General features: G+C 33.5%; 17 protein-coding genes. 12 read left to right on the top strand and 5 right to left on the bottom strand.

What is annotated here, in order from left to right; translation table 11 throughout:
- Nucleotides 1–27 precede the first annotated feature (27 nt).
- Together BUB89_RS11745 and BUB89_RS11740 are read right to left on the bottom strand one after the other, a co-directional pair.
- Nucleotides 28–720, bottom strand: a complete 693-nt coding sequence (locus BUB89_RS11745; protein ID WP_073245290.1) for an SIMPL domain-containing protein — start codon at nucleotides 718–720, stop codon at nucleotides 28–30.
- A gap of 46 nt (nucleotides 721–766) precedes the next feature.
- Entirely contained in the window at nucleotides 767–1,405 is a 639-nt protein-coding gene (locus BUB89_RS11740) for a rhomboid family intramembrane serine protease (protein WP_073245288.1), read from the bottom strand.
- Nucleotides 1,406–1,518: 113 nt separating this feature from the next.
- Here BUB89_RS11740 and BUB89_RS11735 point away from each other — a divergent pair, with 113 nt between their 5' ends.
- Nucleotides 1,519–2,388: a lysophospholipid acyltransferase family protein gene (locus BUB89_RS11735; protein WP_073245286.1), complete on the top strand. Its 870-nt coding sequence runs from the start codon at nucleotides 1,519–1,521 to the stop codon at nucleotides 2,386–2,388.
- Between the two features lie 60 nt (nucleotides 2,389–2,448).
- Here the strand turns inward: BUB89_RS11735 and BUB89_RS11730 are convergent, their stop codons facing one another.
- Both BUB89_RS11730 and BUB89_RS11725 read right to left on the bottom strand, forming a co-directional pair.
- Nucleotides 2,449–3,201, bottom strand: a complete 753-nt coding sequence (locus BUB89_RS11730; protein ID WP_073245284.1) for a membrane metalloprotease — start codon at nucleotides 3,199–3,201, stop codon at nucleotides 2,449–2,451.
- An 81-nt stretch (nucleotides 3,202–3,282) separates the two neighbouring features.
- A complete protein-coding gene (locus tag BUB89_RS11725) occupies nucleotides 3,283–4,323 on the bottom strand; it encodes a hypothetical protein (protein WP_073245283.1) in 1,041 nt (346 codons plus the stop codon).
- Between the two features lie 240 nt (nucleotides 4,324–4,563).
- On the opposite strand from BUB89_RS11725, the gene BUB89_RS11720 reads away from it, so the two are divergent.
- From BUB89_RS11720 to BUB89_RS11705, 4 genes are all read left to right on the top strand, one after another.
- Nucleotides 4,564–5,079, top strand: a complete 516-nt coding sequence (locus BUB89_RS11720) for an RNA polymerase sigma factor (protein WP_073245281.1) — start codon at nucleotides 4,564–4,566, stop codon at nucleotides 5,077–5,079.
- 59 nt (nucleotides 5,080–5,138) lie between these two features.
- A complete protein-coding gene (locus tag BUB89_RS11715; protein ID WP_073245280.1) occupies nucleotides 5,139–6,053 on the top strand; it encodes a FecR family protein in 915 nt (304 codons plus the stop codon).
- Complete coding sequence (locus BUB89_RS11710) at nucleotides 6,040–8,565, top strand: TonB-dependent receptor (RefSeq protein ID WP_073245278.1); 2,526 nt, start codon at nucleotides 6,040–6,042, stop codon at nucleotides 8,563–8,565. Before BUB89_RS11715 ends, BUB89_RS11710 begins: the two co-directional genes overlap by 14 nt.
- Before the next feature lie 86 nt (nucleotides 8,566–8,651).
- A complete protein-coding gene (locus BUB89_RS11705) occupies nucleotides 8,652–9,050 on the top strand; it encodes a DoxX family protein (protein WP_073245276.1) in 399 nt (132 codons plus the stop codon).
- A 64-nt stretch (nucleotides 9,051–9,114) separates the two neighbouring features.
- Here the strand turns inward: BUB89_RS11705 and glmM are convergent, their stop codons facing one another.
- Nucleotides 9,115–10,515: a phosphoglucosamine mutase gene (glmM, locus tag BUB89_RS11700; RefSeq protein ID WP_073245274.1), complete on the bottom strand. Its 1,401-nt coding sequence runs from the start codon at nucleotides 10,513–10,515 to the stop codon at nucleotides 9,115–9,117.
- A 94-nt stretch (nucleotides 10,516–10,609) separates the two neighbouring features.
- Between glmM and BUB89_RS11695 the strand changes: the two genes are divergently transcribed.
- The 7 genes from BUB89_RS11695 (at nucleotide 10,610) to BUB89_RS11665 (ending at nucleotide 19,561) form a co-directional block, all read left to right on the top strand.
- Nucleotides 10,610–11,194 (top strand): acyl carrier protein phosphodiesterase, encoded by a 585-nt coding sequence (locus BUB89_RS11695; RefSeq protein ID WP_073245273.1) that lies wholly within the window; start codon nucleotides 10,610–10,612, stop codon nucleotides 11,192–11,194.
- Nucleotides 11,195–11,197: 3 nt separating this feature from the next.
- Complete coding sequence (locus BUB89_RS11690; protein WP_073245271.1) at nucleotides 11,198–11,863, top strand: DNA alkylation repair protein; 666 nt, start codon at nucleotides 11,198–11,200, stop codon at nucleotides 11,861–11,863.
- A 48-nt stretch (nucleotides 11,864–11,911) separates the two neighbouring features.
- Nucleotides 11,912–13,696 (top strand): chloride channel protein, encoded by a 1,785-nt coding sequence (locus tag BUB89_RS11685; protein ID WP_073245269.1) that lies wholly within the window; start codon nucleotides 11,912–11,914, stop codon nucleotides 13,694–13,696.
- 93 nt (nucleotides 13,697–13,789) lie between these two features.
- Nucleotides 13,790–14,788 carry a tetratricopeptide repeat protein gene (locus BUB89_RS11680; protein ID WP_083552720.1) on the top strand — a complete coding sequence of 333 codons (999 nt, stop codon included), beginning with the start codon at nucleotides 13,790–13,792 and terminating at the stop codon, nucleotides 14,786–14,788.
- 124 nt (nucleotides 14,789–14,912) lie between these two features.
- Nucleotides 14,913–17,744: an excinuclease ABC subunit UvrA gene (gene uvrA / locus BUB89_RS11675; protein WP_073245266.1), complete on the top strand. Its 2,832-nt coding sequence runs from the start codon at nucleotides 14,913–14,915 to the stop codon at nucleotides 17,742–17,744.
- Between the two features lie 287 nt (nucleotides 17,745–18,031).
- The gene (locus tag BUB89_RS11670; RefSeq protein ID WP_073245264.1) at nucleotides 18,032–18,523 is read left to right on the top strand and encodes a MepB family protein; all 492 of its coding nucleotides are present in this window, start codon (nucleotides 18,032–18,034) and stop codon (nucleotides 18,521–18,523) included.
- A 147-nt stretch (nucleotides 18,524–18,670) separates the two neighbouring features.
- A complete protein-coding gene (locus BUB89_RS11665) occupies nucleotides 18,671–19,561 on the top strand; it encodes an alpha/beta hydrolase (protein WP_073245262.1) in 891 nt (296 codons plus the stop codon).
- Nucleotides 19,562–19,591 lie beyond the last annotated feature (30 nt).

The raw sequence follows: 19,591 nt of genomic DNA, 5'->3' as shown, positions 1-19,591 counted from the left end.
TTTGATGAATTTTAGACAAACATTGATTTATTCTAATATAAAATTCACACTTACATTAGCCGTAATGGTAATTTCTCCGGCAGCAAGGGTTTCTCTTGGTGCAGCTGAGTCGCTTTCCATTGCCATGGTTTTAAATCTTGCATATACCGGTTGCGGATTATACACTTGGGTATTATCAGATATTGTCATAGCACGACCTATTTTTTGTCCTAAAACAGACACATAGTCTTCGGCTTTGTGCTTTGCTTCTTTCATAGCTAATTTTCGCGCTTCTGATTCATATTGCGCTAACTTAGACGATTGAAAAACCACATTATCAATTCTGTTGATTCCCTGATTAACCAAACCTTCCATTAATTCGTCATACTTATTTAAATCTCTAACGATGATTTCTATAGTTTGCGTAGCATAATAAGTAGTTTTCTTTTTTTCACTATCGTATATTGGATTTAATGCCACACGTTGTGTTCTGAAATCTGCGGAAGCAATATTCATTTTTTTAATTAATTTCAAAACAGCTTCCACTTGTTCGTCATTTTGTTTTTTGACATCTTTAGCAACATTTCCTCTGGTTTCAACCGTTGCTGAAATGGTAGCTTCATCAGGAATGACTTTTACCTTTCCTTCACCTGAAACACTTATTTGCGGAACTTGTTTTATCTCCTGACCATAAGAAACTGTCATAAACAATACTGTCATAAATACTATTACTCTTTTCATTTTTTATATTTTTAAAATTTTCAGATAATATTCAAAATGTGTGCCATTAAATCTTCTTCAGTTTTATTAAAATAAAAAGAAGCACGATAGGAATCGTTAACAATGTGACCATCAGCGGCTGTAGCCAGATCAAACCGGGATAAAATAATAATGTAATTAAATAGCCTCCTATGGCTCCGCCAAAGTGTGCGGTATGTCCTATATTGTCATTTTTAGCCCGCATTCCGTAAATGGAATACATTAAATATAAAATTCCAAATACATAAGCAGGCATTGGAATAATAAAAAAGATTCCCAACATCATATCCGGCTGCAATAAAATAGCCGAATACAAAATTCCGGTTACCGCTCCCGAAGCTCCAATAGCCCTGTAATTATAATCGTTTTTATGTAAAACCAGGGTGAGCAAACTTCCAAAAAGCAAACTCGAAAAATAAATAATCAAAAAATACAAACTACCAAAATAAGCAATTACTACCGGAGCAAAAAAGTAAAGCGTAATCATATTGAAAGCCAGATGCCCGATATCAGCATGTAAAAATGCCGAAGTCAACATTCTGATTTTCTCCCCGGAAAGAATACTTCCTATATGAAATTCGTATTTTCTAAAAAAAGAATAATCATTAAAACCTTTGTAACTAAAAAGTACATTGGCAACAATTAAAGCAATCAAAAAAGTATTCATAAATGTTTTTTATTGTGAATGGTAAAGATAAGAATTCCGCCAGAAGCAATCAGTAAGTATCCCTATTTATTAGGTTATTCATTTTTTGACTTATATTTGCTAAAAAATCCTGCATGCAATTTTTAATTTTTATAGTCGCTTATCCCCTGCTTTGGTTCATATCGATTTTACCTTTTCGAATATTTTACTGGATTTCTGACCTTATGTATTTTGTGGTTTATTATATCATTGGCTATCGAAAAAAAACCGTCAGAGAAAATTTAAAAATAACGTTACCTCATCTTACTGCTAAAGAACACTTAGTTATCGAAAAAAAATTCTACAGGCATTTTTGCGATATGTTTATGGAAATGGCAAAAACCATGACGATGTCAGCCGAAGAAATGAGCAAAAGATTCAAGATAACCAACATTGAATTAATCAAAGAATATGAGGCAAAAGGAAAAAGTATCATGCTTTTAGCTTCTCATTATGCCAGCTGGGAATGGTTGCTTTCTTTCAATATTCAATTATCTTATCAGGGAATTGCGGTTTATAAAAAAATAGCCAATCCTTATTTTGATAAATTAACCCGCGACATTCGTTCCAAATATAAAACCGAATTAGTTTCTACCGATAAAACCATTCCGCTAATGGCTAACAATAACCGAAAAGGGATTTTGTCAGTCTACGGACTTGCCAGTGACCAATCGCCAAAAAGAGTTCAGATTGCACATTGGGAAAGCTTTATGGGGATTGAAACTCCAGTTCATATTGGTCCTGAATTATTATCGAAAAAATACAATCTGAATGTTCTTTTTGCCAAAGTAAAAAAAGTAAAAAGAGGCTATTATGAAATGACCTTGATTCCTATTACGGATGATCCAAAATCACTACCTAATTATGAAATCATTCACCGTTATATTAAAGAAGTAGAAAAACAAATATATGAAGCTCCTGAATATTATTTCTGGACACATAAAAGATGGAAACACCATCATTAAAAAAAGGGAATTAAACAGCGTTTTAAGCTTTTAATTCCCTTTTTTATATAAATTACAATTCTATTTTCCTCCATTGGCACGAAGATCAGCAATACATTGTGAATCTAATTCAGGTACCATGCCTCCCAGAACATTCCCTGATTCTGACTCCCAATACATTAAACAACTGGACACCTTACAATGCCTCTTATGATCCGGATCTTCATGGTCTGACTGAAGTGCAGTTCCTGCATTGGTTAAACCTAAAATATGTCCGAATTCATGGTTAATTACTGTCGTTTCTAATACTGTTGTACTGGGCTTAAAAGGCGAATTACTTAATTTTCGAACTGTATTTTCATAAATTACAAACGAAGTATTTCTATAAGCCGTACCTAAAACCACAGCCGTACTAGTATCAGTTGCTGATTTCCCATCGGCAAAAAATGCCCAGACTGCAATTTCGCTTCCGGTATTATAATGCTGTCTGTTAGCATCTTCTATGGCAACAATCTGAGCGTTGGTATACGTTTCATTCCCCGGAGAAGGAATCGCTCTTTTTACTACATTAATTCCGGCTGTTTTATAAACTCTTTTATTCAAAAAAGCCACAAAATTATTTATTGCTGCAGCCGAAGGTTCAAAACCTTCTACATAAACCACTTCAATTAACATACTATCAAATTTATCTTCTGATAATAAATCATGTGCCGAAGTGCCTAATGTCTTTTTATTGTTGGCTTTTACAACTCCTTCTAATCCATTTTCTGAATCTTTAGAGCAGGAAGTTGCTACTAAAAAAATTAAGCTAATAGCAACAAATATTTTCTTCATTTAATAAGGGTTTTAAAACTCGTTTTCAAAAATACAATTTTAAATAAATTATAAATTGTAAAAGCCAACAAATAACAATTACTATTTTTTCAATATTAACTTAACAGCACTGTTTGTTTTACTTTCCAGCGTAATTGTAGTATCTGTAAAACTGATCACTTTCCAGGTATTATTAAATAAACTAAAATCAGTACTACCTGCAAAACCAAATTGCAAATACAAGTCTGTATCAGCAGTTACCTGATACGTTCCTGTTGCAATAGTACTTAATGCATTCATTGATTTTATTTTCCAGTCATTAGCAAAATCAATGGTATAGCTAAGATAAGTGCTGGTCAAATTTGCTCCTGCATTGATAAATGAATTTACTTTAAAAGTACCATTTACTAATATTTCTTCTAATTCTTCTTTATCTTCAGCAGCTTCATCCATTGACGATTCAATATTTAAAGCAGCAGTAATACTTGCTTTCAACTCGGCATCACTGTTTAACTCTTCCGAAGAACCATCGGCAAGTGTTACTGAAATTGGGTATTTTACTGAAAAATATTCGGTGCTGCTTATGTTAATCATGTAATTATACATTTGTTCCTGAGACGTAATCACCACACTTCCTGTTTGCTCTAAACTCGCATCATAAGTTAATATGGTAATAGGATATTTAATATCTAAAGATGAAATAGCAGCTTCACCGTCGTTTTCTGCTTCTTCACAATTATTTACAAGGACATCATATTCCGCCTGACTGTTAACCGTTACTTCAGTATAATCACTCATTTTAAGCGTTACAGGAAACTTAATTTCTACTGTATCGTCATTATTATTTAATTCTCCTAAAATAGAAATGGCCTGTTCAAAACTTAACTGACTTATAAAAGTAAGGCTCACTCCGTTTACTTTAGCTATAAAAGGGAATTTAAGGGCTGAACAGGAAGAACCATCAATAAAATCATCTGATGATCCGTCAAACATAGCAACTCTTTTTAAATTTGTTGCAGTTGTAGAGTTAGCGGTATTAGTGTTAGGATTGTCTCCCTCTACCTCATCCACTTCGCTTTGGCATGATGTTAAACTAAAAATACTCATCAATGCAATTCCGGTAATCCATTTTAATGTTTTCATAATGTTACAAATTTAATATTTTCTAAATAGTTATTAATGTCGATTTATTCGCATTTGCAGTAAGACAACAAGTTTTTGATTTACCCTACCCGAAAATTTAAAAAAAAGAATAAAAAAACTAAAAAACACTATGAATCAACAACTTAAATACAAATAAAAAACACATTTTGTACAAATACGGTAATTTTAGAAAATTTAATTTAATTTTACCCTAACCAAAAACCAAATCCTGCTACCAGAATGTCTGAGAAAAAAAACACGCTTTGCGAAGAATCTTATTTCAGTGAATTTTATATAAAAAATGTTCAGTCGGCTACCAATTTTGCTTATTATAAATCAGGCGATGCTGATGCGGCCTTAGATTTGGTTCAGGAAGCTTTTGCTAAAATTTGGGAAAATTGTTCTCAAATCGATTTCTTAAAAGTCAAAACGTATCTATTTACCACCATAAATAATTTATTTCTCAATACCATAAAACATCAAAAAGTTGTTATGGCTTTCGCCAAAGAAACACCTTATCAGGATAAGACCAATCAAAATCCGGAATACATTTTAGAAGAAGAAGAATTTAAAATCAAACTTCAAAATGCTATTGCGTCTTTAAGTGAAGCGCAGAGAGAAGTTTTTTTAATGAACCGAATTGATGGAAAAAAATATCGGGAAATTGCTGATTTATTAGGCATCACACAAAAAGCGGTCGAAAAAAGAATGTCTGCTGCGTTAAAAATCTTAAAAGAACAAATCGAAAATATATAATTCACTGAAAAGTAGGGTAAAACTATCGCAAGTTGTCTTACCCTTATAATGAGGAACTGATGAAAAAGGAAAAAGAAATATTAAAATGGTTAGAGGGAACACTTTCTGATAAAGAAACGGAAGATTTAAAACAATCGGAAGATTTTGATACTATCGAAAAGATTGCTCATTACGCCACACATATTGCCACTCCTAAAGTAGATGCGCAACAGGCTCTGGCTGCTTTAAAAAACCGTAAACTTTCTAAAAAAGAACCTAAAGTCCGAAGCTTGTATTACAACAACTTCTTTAAGGTTGCGGCAATTTTTATAGTAGCATTAACCGCCGCATATTTCTTATTTTATAATACCACTCAATCGTTTACAACCGGAATTGCACAAACGAAAAGTTTTTATCTTCCTGATCATTCTCAGGTATTATTAAACGCTTCTTCGAAAATTACTTTCAGCGAAAAAGACTGGAACAAACAAAGAGATTTAACGCTGGAAGGAGAAGCTTATTTTAAAGTGCAAAAAGGAAAAACCTTTAGTGTAAAAACAGTTGACGGAATTGTAAAAGTATTAGGAACTCATTTTGACGTAAAACAACGCAGCAATTATTATGAAGTAAGCTGTTTTGAAGGATTAGTGAGTGTTACTTATAAAAATAAAACCGTAAAACTCCCTCCGGGAAAAACGTTTAGAGTTATCAATAACCAAATTGAAAAAACAGATGATTTTATCGCTCAAAATCCATCTTGGTTACAAAATGAATCCAGCTTTTCCCGTATTCCTCTAAATCAGGTTATCGCCGAATTAGAACGTCAATACGATATAAAAGTAGAAACTAAAGATATTGATACTTCTAAATTATTCACCGGAAGTTTTACACACAACAATCAAAAAATTGCTCTGGAAGCCATCACTATTCCGCTACAGCTGAGTTATCAGATTAAAGGAAAAACTGTTATATTTTATAAATATGAAGTACAATAAATGGTTACTTTTCTTTTTTTTATTCCTGGTAAGTTTTAGTTATGCACAACAAAAAACAGCTAAAACTTCTTTAACGGATATTATCAAAACTATTGAACAGCGATTCAGTATCAAGTTTTCTTATGCCGTTGAAGATGTGAGCCATATTAGTATTGAAAAACCTGCTGAAAGTCTAAATCTTCAGGAAACAATTGATTACTTAAATTCAAAAATCCTTTTAAATTTCAAAGTATTAGACAATCGTTATGTCACGATTTCAGTATTGAATAAATCTTTTTCCATTTGCGGAGTGGTGCTTGCCGAAGATTCTAAAACAACACTTCCCGGTGCTTCTGTCCGGATTAACAACAATTCAAAATGGTTTATTGTACCCACAAACGGAATTTTCAACCTGCAGAATGTGGCTCTTAATGCTACAATTACAATTTCGTATATTGGTTATGAAACCAGAACTTTTAACGCAAAAGAATTCTTTTCAGAGCATAATAAATGCAAAGAAATCTATTTAAAATCAGGCAAAGAAGAACTGAATCCTGTTTTAATCAATCTGTTTTTAACTTCAGGTTTACAAAAAACTACCGATGGAAGTACGGTGTTGAACACCAAAAAATTCGGAATCCTTCCCGGACTTACCGAGCCCGATATTTTACAATCCATACAAACACTGCCCGGAATTGAAAGCAGCAACGAAAGTATTGCCAATATCAATGTTCGGGGAGGAACAAACGATCAGAATTTAATGCTTTGGGATAATATTAAAATGTATCATTCCGGACATTTTTTTGGATTAATATCAGCCTACAATCCTAATTTGACCCAAAAAGTAGTGGTTACTAAAAATGGAACCAGTGCTGAATACAGTGATGGTGTTTCCAGTATGATAAAAATGAGTACTAACAACGAGATTAAAGACAAAATTTCTGGCGGAGGAGGAATTAATCTCATCAGCGGAGATGCTTTCGTTGAAATTCCACTGACAAAAAATCTGGAAATTGACCTTTCTGCACGCCACTCGATTATTGACAGAATCAATACTGCGACTTACACCAATTATTATAAAAAGAGCTTTCAGGACAGCGAAATAAATGCTGATAATTCGGCGACAAACAGTGATTCTGATTTTTCATTTTATGATTATACCGCTAAAATTCTTTTTGATCTGAACGACAAACATCAATTCAGAGCTAATTTCATCGGGATTAATAACGCGTTAAATTATGCTGAAAATCAAAATCAAAACACTACAAAAACCAGTTCGCTTTCGCAAAAGAACATTGGCTACGGCGGAACCTGGAAAGCGCAATGGAATCCTAAATTAAGTAGTTTTATGAGTTCCTATTTTTCCAGATACAATATTGATGCACAGGATTACAGAGTTAATGATGACCAGCTTTTATCCGAAGCTAATGAAGTTATTGAAACGGGAACAAAACTAAATGTATATTATGATTTTAATCCCAATTTAAAATTATTAGCCGGTTACCAGATTAACGAAACAGGAATGCTTAATCAAACCCGTGTAAGTGCTCCTTTTTATTCCAGTACTAAAAAGAAGGTGTTATTAAATCATGCTGTTTTTTCGGAAATAGAATACAATAAAAAAAACAGCTATTTAAGATTGGGAATGCGTTTGAATTATTTTCAAAAGTTTGACAAATTAGTATTCGAACCCCGAATCAATTTCAGACAAAAATTCACAAAGGAACTGGCTCTAAAAGTAGAAGGCGAATTTAAAAACCAAACCACAACCCAGATTATTGATTTTGAAGATGATTTTCTGGGAGTTGAAAAAAGACGCTGGCAACTGGTGAACGATCAGGATATTCCTATTGCCAGAAGTAAACAACTCTCAGCAGGCATTGATTTTAATACCAACAACTGGAATATCGAGCTAACAGGATTTTATAAAATTGTGGATGGAATTACAGCTTCTAATCAGGGTTTTTATAATAATTTTCAATTCAAAAAAGCCTTTGGAAGCTATACTAATAAAGGAATTGAATTTCTAATTAATAAAACCACCACACAATACAGCACCTGGATTAGCTACACTTTTAACAATAATAATTATAATTTTGAAAGTTTTACTCCGTCTACTTTCCCTAGCAATGTTGACATTCGCCATTCCGTTAGCTGTGGATTTAATTATACGGTTCTAAAAAATTTAACGGTATCTGTTGGAGGAATCTGGCATAACGGAATTCCTTATACAAAACCTGTTGAAGGAAACGAAACCATACAAAATGGGAATAATACTTTTGTCAATTATGATGCTCCAAACAGCCTTAATTTAGATGATTTCATCCGTTTAGACACTTCGATAAGCTATCAGTTTAATTTTACTTCGACTGTAAAAGGCAGTTTACGGGCAGGAATTATCAATATTACGAATCAGAAAAATACCATTAACCGTTATTATAAAGTGGATCCTGCTACTTCCGGAAAAACCATTGAAGTCAATAATTATTCCTTAGCTTTTACACCAAATGTCAGCTTCAGAGTCAACTTTTAGCATAGTGCTTTTTTTTTGTAAAAAATAAGCTATATTTGGATTAAGATTTTACATCAAATTTTTTAATTAACCTTAAAATTAAATTTATGAATAAAAATACCAGTTTAGGATTGTTGATTCTACGTATTGCTACAGGAGGATTGATGTTATTACACGGAATTGCTAAAATTGGACACACCTCTTTCATTGGAGATATGCTGGTTCAAAAAGGGCTGCCGTCTTTACTTTCTTATGGGGTATACCTTACTGAAATTATAGCGCCAATATTAATTCTTATTGGATTCAGAACCAGGTTATCAGCTTTAATATTTGTTTTAGGAGCGTTATTTGCGTTATTTTTAGTTCATAGTAAAGAACTATTTTTACTTAATGAAAATGGAGGCTGGCAAGTGGAATTATTAGGATTGTACATCGCTGGTGCACTTACTTTATTCTTTACCGGAGGCGGAAATTTAGCGGTTTCATCCACAAATAAATGGGATTAAATAATAAACCCTTTCAGAAGTCAAATTCTGAAAGGGTTCTTTCTTTTGAAAAAATTTCGAAAAATTAAATTCCTGCTACTGCTTTAATTTCGTCAATAATACGCAACGCTAAAGCATCTGCCTGTGCCTGTGATGGTGCTTCTGTATAAATACGAATAATAGGTTCCGTATTTGATTTTCTTAAATGCACCCATTCGTTAGCAAAGTCAATTTTGACACCATCGATGGTGGTAATATCTTCATTTTTATATTTTTCAGTCATAGCAACTAATATCGCATCAACATCAATTTGTGGTGTTAATTCAATTTTGTTTTTGCTCATATAATACTCCGGATAAGAAGCACGCAAAGCTGCCACACTGATTTTTTTGTTTGCTAAATGTGTTAAAAACAACGCCACTCCCACCAGACTGTCACGTCCATAATGGGATTCAGGATAGATGATTCCGCCGTTTCCTTCACCACCTATAATGGCATTATTTTTTTTCATCAATTCTACAACATTCACCTCTCCTACCGCGCTTGCTTCATAACTTCCATTATGTGCATTGGTCACATCGCGCAAAGCACGGGAAGAAGACATGTTAGAAACGGTATTTCCGGGTGTTTTACTCAACACATAATCCGCACAGGCAACCAGCGTATATTCTTCACCAAACATTTCTCCATCATCACTTATAAAAGCCAGACGGTCTACATCAGGATCAACTACTACCCCAAGATCCGCTTTTTCTTTTACAACTAGTTCGCAAATATCTGTCAAATGTTCTTTCAAAGGTTCCGGATTATGAGGAAAATGACCGTTAGGTTCACAGTATAATTTTACTACTTCAACCCCCATCAATTCTAACAATTTAGGAATAATAATTCCTCCTGAAGAATTTACGCCATCAACAACAACTTTAAATTTGGCTGCTTTTACCGCATCAACATCTACTAATGGTAAATTCAATACTTCATCAATATGAATGTCCATATAAGCATCGTTTTGGGTAATTTCGCCCAAATTATCCACATCAGAAAAATCAAAAGCTTCTGCTTCGGCAATCTGAAGGATTTTTTCACCTTCAACACCGTTTAGAAATTCTCCTTTGTCATTCAGTAATTTTAAAGCATTCCATTGTTTAGGATTGTGCGAAGCAGTCAGAATAATTCCGCCATTAGCTTTCTCAAGCGGCACAGCAACTTCTACCGTAGGCGTTGTTGACAAACCTAAATCGATTACATCAATTCCTAAACCTATCAATGTATTTACCACTAAATTATGAATCATAGGTCCTGAAATACGGGCATCACGACCTACCACTACTTTTAATTTTGTTTCCTGAGCAGCTGTAGTCTGACTGTTTTTTAACCAGGTTCCATAAGCGGATGCAAATTTCACGGCATCAACAGGAGTAAGATTATCTCCTACTTTACCGCCAATAGTCCCCCTAATCCCTGATATTGATTTTATTAATGTCATTCTGTTTTTTGTTTTGGTTTATTTAATTAACATTGGTCACAAATATAATAATTGACTGCTTATAAAAGTCATTTAGAATTCATATTTTAGACGAATGAACTTCTTAGCACACATCTATCTTTCCGGAAATAATGATTTTATAAAAATTGGCAATTTTATGGCCGATGGTATTCGCGGGAAACAATTTGAAAATTTCTCTTATGAGATTCAAAAAGGAATTCTGTTGCATCGTGCCATCGATACTTTTACGGATGCACATCCTGTTTTTAGAGAAAGTACTAAAAAACTACATGAACGTTATCATCATTATGCGGGAGTAATTGTAGACATATTTTACGATCATTTTCTGGCAAAAAACTGGAAAATGTATTCTGATGAAAATCTTGAAGAATATATCAGTCGTTTTTATCAGTCATTGCATAAGCATTATGATTTACTTAGCGAAAAGACAAAAGGAATGCTGCCTTATATGGAAAAACAAAATTGGCTTTTAAGTTATCAGTCCGTTGCAGGAATTCATCAAATTTTGAGTCAAATGGATCGCCGGACAAATAATCAATCCAATATGCGTTTTGCCACAGAAGAGCTTAAAAAGCATTATACAGATTTTGAACAGGAATTTACTGTTTTCTTTGAAGAACTTCGAGCTTATTGTTCGCAAAAACTAACAACACTTTAAAAAATGGCTTTTATAAATCAGTTAGAAACTTCTTTTCAGGCTCATGAAAACAAAGAAAACAGCCTGGCTATGGCCAAATACATGAAAAATCATTTTGCCTTTTATGGAATAAAAACGACTAACAGAAGACTGCTTCTTAAAGAAATATGGAATGCCAACAAAGATGAAATTAAAAAGGATGTTCAAAATATAGCGACCTCACTTTATACCCAAAAACAGCGGGAACTGCATTATTGTGCTATAGAAATTGTAATCAGGGAATGCAAAGGGAATTATAAAAAATCAGACATTCATTTTATCGAAAAACTGCTTACAACTAATTCCTGGTGGGATAGTGTGGATACTATTTCCAAATATATTTTAGGACAATACCTGCTGGAATTTCCGGATGCTGTTGAAGATACGATAGAAAAATTTTCAAATTCAGATAATCTTTGGCTCAACCGAAGCGCTATTTTATTCCAATTGGGTTTCAAAGAAAAAACGGACTTTGATTTACTGAAAGCAATTTGCCTGCAACATGAAAATTCAACCGAATTTTTTATTCAAAAAGCCATAGGCTGGTCTTTACGCGAGTATGCCAAAACGAATCTTCATCAGGTAATTGATTTTGTGACTAATAGCAATCTAAAACCTTTAAGTAAAAAAGAAGCGGTAAAAAACTTATAACATCCTTAAAATAATAGTAAATTTGTTCTCTCAAAAAATAAAGCATAAATGTTCAAAAAATATCTTTCTAAATTAGAAATTATCATTGATTGGGCACAATCTATCTTAACAGAAAAGCAATTTATCTTTCTATCGAGTGTATTAGTAGGGATTTCTTCTGCTTTTGCTGTAATTGTGTTAAAAACTTTTGCACACTGGGTTTATGTCTTTGCCACCTATATTAATGGAATTTTAAAACTAAGTTTTATTAACAGTATCTTACCTATTGCGGGTTTGTTACTAACCGTTTTAGTTGTAAAACGACTTTTAGGAGGTTCCATTGAGAAAGGAACACCACAAATTTTATATTCGGTGGCTAAAAAAGCGAGTATTATTCCAAAAAAACAAATGTATGCTCACATTATGACCAGTTCCCTGACGGTAGGTTTAGGAGGATCAGCAGGTTTAGAAAGTCCTATTGTGGTTACAGGAGCTGCGTTTGGTTCTAATTATGCTCAAAAATACAAATTAAGCTATAAAGATCGTACACTCCTGATAGGCTGCGGAGTTGCTGCCGGTATCGCTGCTGCTTTTAACGCTCCTATTGCAGGAGTTTTATTTGCAATCGAATTTTTATTAGTTGATGTCAGTATTTCTGCCTTTACTCCTATTATGATTGCTGCAGCAACGGGAGCTATAGTTTCTGAGATTGTTTTAGATGAAACGGTTTTGTTGAATTTCAGACAACAACAGGAATTTGATTATCATAAAATTCCTTTTTATATCATGCTGGGAATTTTAACCGGATTTATTTCTATCTATTTTACTCGAAATTTCCAAAAAACAGAACACTTTTTTCATCGCTTAAAAATCAATCCTTACAAGAAAGCATTCATAGGAGCTTCTATTTTAGCAGTTATGATTTTTGTTTTTCCAACACTTTTTGGAGAAGGATATGAAAGTATCAAAGTTCTTGCAGAAAGTAATCCGGGTGAAATATTAGAAAATACTCTTTTTAGCAGTTTTAAAGACAACAGCTGGGTTTTACTTGCTTTTGTCGCTGCCACTATGATGATGAAAGTTTTTGCTACCGCGATTACTTTAGGATCCGGAGGAAACGGAGGTAACTTTGCTCCTTCTCTTTTTGTGGGCTCTTATGTAGGTTTTGTTTTTTCAAAATTCATCAATCTTACCGGATTAACTAACCTGCCTGTTAGTAATTTTACAATGGTAGGAATGGCCGGAATATTAAGCGGATTATTTCATGCTCCGCTAACGGCTATTTTCTTAATTGCCGAAATAACCGGAGGCTACAGCCTCATGCTTCCCTTGATGATAGTAGCATCAATTAGTTTTGCAATTTCAAAACAATTTGAAAAACATTCTATGGATGTCAAAGAATTAGTCAAAAAGGGACACGCTTTTACCAGCAATAAAGACCATAATGTTTTATCAACATTAGATACTAATACAATCATCCAGACTGATTTTTTAACACTGTCTCCTAATGATAATTTAGAAAAACTGGTCGATTTGATTTCGCATTCCAATCAGACCTATTTTGCAGTTGTTGACAGCGAAAATCATTTATTGGGAATCGTTAATTTTAATAACATCAGAGAAATCATATTTAATAAATACCGGGTAAAATATACCTTAGTTAAGGATATTATGATCCAGCCTCTTGATGTTGTTTATCCTTTTAACAGTATGGAAACAGTAATGAATAAGTTCGAAAAAACAAAAGCCACTTATTTACCTGTAGTCAAGGACGAAAAATACTTTGGATTTATCTCTAAATCAGCAGCGCTTGAAGCGTATAGAAGTAAATTGAGATCGATGACAATAGAATAATACCAATTGTGAATAATCAAACAAACGCTAACTTGACAGTTGGCGTTTTTTTTATAGCAATTTTAAAAATTTATACTACAAATTATCTTAGCATTGAAAAAAATATTAGATTTGATTTCTAATCCTTTTATGATGAAAAAACCTATACTCAGTTTATTTCTTTGCTGCTGTTCTTTTATGTATTCACAAGATAAAAACGCAACACTCAATTCAGAAGAATTATTAAAAGAATTATCAAATGAAGCCTGTCTTTGTATCGATTCAATTCCCACCAAAGATGTGAGAACAAAAATTATCGCATCTAAAATCAGCAGATGCATAGATAATACTGTAGGAGCCTATCAAATTGGTTTAAGTCTGAAAAATATAGATTTATCCGGCAATGATAAAAATAAGCAACTTAATTTTAATTTAAATACGGATAAAAATTCTGCGGAGTATAAAGAAAACTACAGTACTATTGAAAAATACCTGATGGCAAATTGTGGTGCCTTAAAAGAAACTCTGGCAACAAATGATGTTTTAAATGAAAAGTCAATTTCTAAAAATGAAAAAGCGATGAAAGCCTATCATCTTGGAATTGCTGCTTCAAGAAAAGAAAATGACAAAGAAGCAATAGAATATTACAAGGAAGCAATCGCTTTAGATCCTGAATTTGCATTTGCTTATGACAATATGGGATTATCTTATCGTAAATTAAATGACATAGACAATGCTATTATTGCGTATCAAAAATCATTAACAATAGATCCTGAAGGAGCAATGCCATTACAAAATATTGCAGTGGCTTACCAATATAAAAAAGAGTTTTATAAAGCCATTGAAGCTTATAAAAAATTAGCTGAACTGGATTCTAAAAATCCTGAAATTTATTATGGCATTGGCAATGTTTATGCTTTTAATCTGAACGATCAGGAAAACGGATTGGATAATTTATGCAAAGCGTATAACATTTATACTGAAATGAAATCCCCTTATCGAACTGATGCAGGTACACTAATCCAAAGAATTTATGCCAATTTAAAAAAAGAAGGTAAAGAAGATAAATTTTTTGAAATTTTAAAAAATAACAACATCAGCGTTAATAAATAATTAGCAAAAAATTAAGCAGTTAAAGTCCTTTTTAACAAAATCTTCGATAGTGTTCTACAGAAAAAATAAATCAAAATAGTAACTTTGCTGTCATTGCGATGAAAGAAGCAACCAGCAAAAAATTATGTTAGATAAAGACAATACTATTGAAGTTTTAGGTGCCAGAGTACACAATCTTAAAAATATTGACATTTCCATACCCCGTGAGCAATTAGTTGTCATAACAGGACTTTCGGGTTCCGGAAAATCATCTTTAGCATTCGACACTATTTATGCCGAAGGACAACGCCGTTATGTAGAAACTTTCTCTGCGTATGCCAGACAATTTTTAGGTGGTCTTGAACGTCCTGATGTGGATAAAATAGATGGATTGTCTCCTGTTATTGCGATAGAACAAAAAACAACATCTAAAAGTCCGCGTTCAACCGTGGGCACTATCACTGAAATTTACGATTTCCTGCGATTGCTGTATGCCCGTGGCGCTGACGCTTACAGTTACAATACCGGCGAAAAAATGGTTTCCTATTCTGACGAGCAAATTAAAGATTTGATTATTGCCGATTTCACGAGCAAGCGCATCAACATTCTGGCTCCGGTTATCAGAGCGAGAAAAGGACATTATGGTGAATTATTTCAACAAATTGCCAAACAGGGATTTTTAAAAGTTCGTGTGAATGGTGACATTCTCGATATCACTCCGGGAATGAAACTGGATCGATATAAAACCCATGATATCGAAATTGTAGTAGACAGAATGGTTGTTGAACCAACACCGGATAACGAAAAACGCCTGAGCGAAAGCATTAATACTGCCATGCATCATGGTGAAAATGTATTAATGATTCTGGATCAGGATACTAATGAAGTACGCTATTTTAGCCGTAATTTAATGTGTCCGTCAACAGGAATATCCTATCAGAATCCGGAACCTAATTTATTCTCTTTTAACTCTCCAAAAGGAGCCTGTGAACATTGCAACGGATTAGGAACAGTAAATCAAATCAACGTTAAAAAAATAATTCCGAACCCTAAATTATCTATAAAAGCAGGTGGTTTTGTGCCTTTGGGCGAATACAAATCGTCCTGGATTTTTAAGCAGTTGGAAATTATTGGACAAAAATATAATTTCAAAATTACGGATCCCATTGAAAGTATTTCTGAAGAAGCAATGGAAATGATTCTCAATGGTGGAAAAGAAAAATTCACTATCAATTCTAAGGATTTAGGAGTTGCCAGAGATTACAAAATAGATTTTGAAGGAATTGCCCATTTTATAAAAAATCAGCATGATGAAAGTGGTTCTACAACCATTAAACGTTGGGCAAAAGATTTTATGGATGAAGTAAAATGTCCTGTTTGTGAAGGTTCCCGTTTAAAAAAGGAAGCACTTTTTTTTAAAATTGACGAAAAAAATATTGCTGAATTATGTGCAATGGATATTTCTGATTTAACCAGATGGTTTCAGGAATTAGACTCGCATTTATCTGATAAACAAAGACGAATAGCTTCGGAAGTGGTTAAAGAAATCAAAGACCGATTAGACTTTTTGATGAATGTAGGTTTGGATTATCTGGCTTTAAGCCGAAGTTCAAAATCTCTTTCCGGAGGAGAAGCACAACGCATTCGATTAGCGACACAAATTGGGTCCCAACTCGTAGGAGTGCTTTATATTTTAGATGAACCCAGCATTGGACTCCATCAAAGAGACAATGAAAAACTAATTCATTCCTTAGAACAACTACGTGATATAGGGAACTCGGTAATCGTGGTTGAACATGACAAAGACATGATTGAACGTGCCGATTATGTCATTGATATTGGACCAAAAGCAGGAAAATTTGGTGGCGAAATCATCAGTAAAGGCACTCCGGCCGAAACATTGAAATCCAATACCATAACGGCACAGTACTTAAATGGAAAAATGAAATTTGATATCCCTGAAAAACGCAGGGAAGGAAATGGAAAATTTCTAAAACTAAGTGGTGCAACGGGAAATAATTTAAAAAATGTTACTATTGAGTTGCCTTTAGGGAAAATGATTTGCGTTACGGGAGTTTCCGGAAGCGGTAAATCGACTTTGATTAATGAAACACTCTACCCTATTTTAAATGCTTATTATTTTAACGGTGTAAAAAAACCGCAGCCTTATAAAAAAATTGAAGGTTTAGAACATATTGACAAAGTAATTGATATAGACCAAAGTCCGATAGGGAGAACACCTCGTTCTAATCCGGCAACCTACACCGATGTTTTTTCGGAAATCAGAAACTTGTTTACCATGACGTCTGAGAGTATGATTCGGGGTTACAAAGCGGGTCGTTTTAGTTTTAATGTTAAAGGCGGACGTTGCGAAACCTGTCAGGGTTCCGGTGTACGTACGATAGAAATGAACTTTCTTCCGGATGTGTATGTAGAATGCGAGAGCTGTCAGGGAAAACGTTTTAACCGTGAAACACTGGAAATTCGGTATAAAGGAAAATCTATTTCGGATGTTTTAGACATGACGGTTGATGAAGCGGTTCCTTTTTTCGAAAATATTCCTAAAATTTACCGCAAAGTAAAAACCATTCAGGATGTTGGTTTGGGTTACATTACACTGGGACAGCAAAGTACTACTCTTTCCGGCGGTGAAGCACAACGTATCAAACTGGCGGGAGAATTGTCTAAAAAAGATACCGGAAATACTTTTTATATATTAGATGAGCCTACTACAGGATTGCATTTTGAAGACATCAGGGTATTAATGGAAGTCATCAATAAATTAGTCGATAAAGGCAATACCATTTTGATTATCGAACACAATATGGATGTTATCAAACTTGCTGATTACATCATCGACATTGGTCCCGAAGGTGGAAAAGGCGGCGGAACAGTAGTGGCTAAAGGAACTCCTGAAGAAGTAGCCAAAGTTAAAAAAAGCTATACTGCTAAGTTTTTGAAGAAAGAATTGGTTTAAAATTTTGAAGATTTATGGATCGAGCCTATGGCTCTTTATTATGATTTCGTATTATGTAGATGGATTAAAATCCATCGCTACAAAATCAACCGAGCCTACGGCTCTTTGAAGGTGAAACGAGTTTGGCTAGTTCCGTAGGAACGAAACATTGTGTAGGAACGGATTTTAATCCGTTTGAAAAAAATATCAAAATCCAATATGAAGTTCCGTAGGAACGATCAATATGATTTCAAATCTTTGACAAAGTTGACAATATTCTTTAAAATCTAATCAAACAAAACCACTCTATGATTTCTATTCCTGATTTTTTACACGAAACCAACAAACTCGTTTTTAACAAATTAGATTTAGAAATCAAAAGTGTTTATTTAGAAAAGGAAAGTGCCGATTATAATGCTTGTCAACTATTGCTCAATGAGAAAAAAGCACTTTTTAGAACCGCTAAGATCACTCCCACAAAAACAGGACAATTCGTTACCTTATGGAAAAGAATCCCCAAAGGTCCAATCGCTCCTTTTGCAATTGAAGACATTTTCGACTTAGTGATTATCAACACCGAAACCGAAAATCATTTTGGGCAATTTGTGTTTCCAAAAACAATCTTTATTGAAAAAGGTATTTTTTCAACTGATTTGAAAGAAGGCAAACGTGCTATTCGTGTTTATCCGCCTTGGGATAAAACAACAAGCAAACAAGCTCAAAAAACACAACAATGGCAATTGGAATATTTCGTAGTAATTCCTTTCGAAAAAAACTCAGCAAGGAAACTGTATTTCTAGAATACTAAAACTCATTTCTCAAATATCCTACAGTCATAATTACAACTATTTAACTCAAATAAAAGTATTTACTTTTTGGAAGAATATTTTTATATATTTGATTTCAAATTGTATAAAACAATGTAAATCAAACAAAACCAACCAACCATGAACAAAATCAAACTCTCTCTGTTCTTTTTATTTCTTTTACAAAACCTTTTAGTTTTAGCACAACAGATTCCAGCAGAAATCCCACTTTTTCCAAACGGTATAAAAGACAATCCAATTACACACGAACAAAAAGAAACTTTTGCAGATTCTATTGTAAAACCGGGATCATTATCAAATAAAAATCGTGTTTTTCACAATATTTCCGAACCTACTTATATGTTGTTCCCTGCTGCTGAATCAAATAACAAACACCTAGCAACAATTATTTTTCCTGGTGGTGGTTTTACTACCAATTGGGTAGATAAAGAAGGAACCGATTTGGCACTTTGGCTTTCCCAACAAGGAATCACTTGTATGGTTGTAAAATACCGAACTAATACAAAAGATGAAAAAGGAAAATTTAAAATCCCGATGGAAACAGTGTATTTTGAAGCACTTAAAAAGGATGTAAATGTAAGTATTACGACTATGATGGGATTATCCGATAAATTAAAATTTGACAAAGACAAAATAGGTGTACTTGGTTTTTCAGCAGGTGGATTTATAGCGGAATGGTTGACTTTTAAAACAGCTAGCGAAAAAACGGCTTGGAAACCAGCTTTTGTAGGTTTAATTTATGCTGGAGATAAGATAAAATCCTTGGAAAGTATTAAAGACAAGAGTACTTTACCTCCATTTTTTATGGCTATAGCCAGAGATGATAAAAAATGGACTTTAAAAAGAGCACTGCCTTTTCTTTCGGCTGTTGTGGCTGAAGTGGATAAATCTGAATTACATATTTACTCCAAAGGTGATCATGGATTTGGATTAGCTTATAACGAAGGACACTCCGTTGCATTATGGAAAAACAGTTTTTACAATTGGGTTTTAGATATTTTTAATAAATAATTTAAAAAAAACATCAAAAGAGGCTAAATA

It is taken from the genome of Flavobacterium flevense (assembly GCF_900142775.1).
GTDB lineage: Bacteria > Bacteroidota > Bacteroidia > Flavobacteriales > Flavobacteriaceae > Flavobacterium > Flavobacterium flevense.
This window is presented reverse-complemented; position numbering and strand designations above follow the sequence as displayed.

Excerpts from the sequence above, each read along its gene's own strand:
- BUB89_RS11670 (WP_073245264.1), top strand. The coding sequence starts at position 18,032 with ATGATTTCTATTCCTGATTTTTTACACGAAACCAACAAACTCGTTTTT.
- BUB89_RS11725 (WP_073245283.1), bottom strand. The coding sequence starts at position 4,323 with ATGAAAACATTAAAATGGATTACCGGAATTGCATTGATGAGTATTTTT.
- BUB89_RS11710 (WP_073245278.1), top strand. The coding sequence starts at position 6,040 with ATGAAGTACAATAAATGGTTACTTTTCTTTTTTTTATTCCTGGTAAGT.
- BUB89_RS11690 (WP_073245271.1), top strand. The coding sequence starts at position 11,198 with ATGGCTTTTATAAATCAGTTAGAAACTTCTTTTCAGGCTCATGAAAAC.
- BUB89_RS11695 (WP_073245273.1), top strand. The coding sequence starts at position 10,610 with ATGAACTTCTTAGCACACATCTATCTTTCCGGAAATAATGATTTTATA.
- BUB89_RS11685 (WP_073245269.1), top strand. The coding sequence starts at position 11,912 with ATGTTCAAAAAATATCTTTCTAAATTAGAAATTATCATTGATTGGGCA.
- BUB89_RS11730 (WP_073245284.1), bottom strand. The coding sequence starts at position 3,201 with ATGAAGAAAATATTTGTTGCTATTAGCTTAATTTTTTTAGTAGCAACT.
- BUB89_RS11745 (WP_073245290.1), bottom strand. The coding sequence starts at position 720 with ATGAAAAGAGTAATAGTATTTATGACAGTATTGTTTATGACAGTTTCT.
- BUB89_RS11720 (WP_073245281.1), top strand. The coding sequence starts at position 4,564 with ATGTCTGAGAAAAAAAACACGCTTTGCGAAGAATCTTATTTCAGTGAA.
- glmM (WP_073245274.1), bottom strand. The coding sequence starts at position 10,515 with ATGACATTAATAAAATCAATATCAGGGATTAGGGGGACTATTGGCGGT.
- BUB89_RS11705 (WP_073245276.1), top strand. The coding sequence starts at position 8,652 with ATGAATAAAAATACCAGTTTAGGATTGTTGATTCTACGTATTGCTACA.
- BUB89_RS11665 (WP_073245262.1), top strand. The coding sequence starts at position 18,671 with ATGAACAAAATCAAACTCTCTCTGTTCTTTTTATTTCTTTTACAAAAC.
- BUB89_RS11715 (WP_073245280.1), top strand. The coding sequence starts at position 5,139 with ATGAAAAAGGAAAAAGAAATATTAAAATGGTTAGAGGGAACACTTTCT.
- uvrA (WP_073245266.1), top strand. The coding sequence starts at position 14,913 with ATGTTAGATAAAGACAATACTATTGAAGTTTTAGGTGCCAGAGTACAC.
- BUB89_RS11735 (WP_073245286.1), top strand. The coding sequence starts at position 1,519 with ATGCAATTTTTAATTTTTATAGTCGCTTATCCCCTGCTTTGGTTCATA.
- BUB89_RS11740 (WP_073245288.1), bottom strand. The coding sequence starts at position 1,405 with ATGAATACTTTTTTGATTGCTTTAATTGTTGCCAATGTACTTTTTAGT.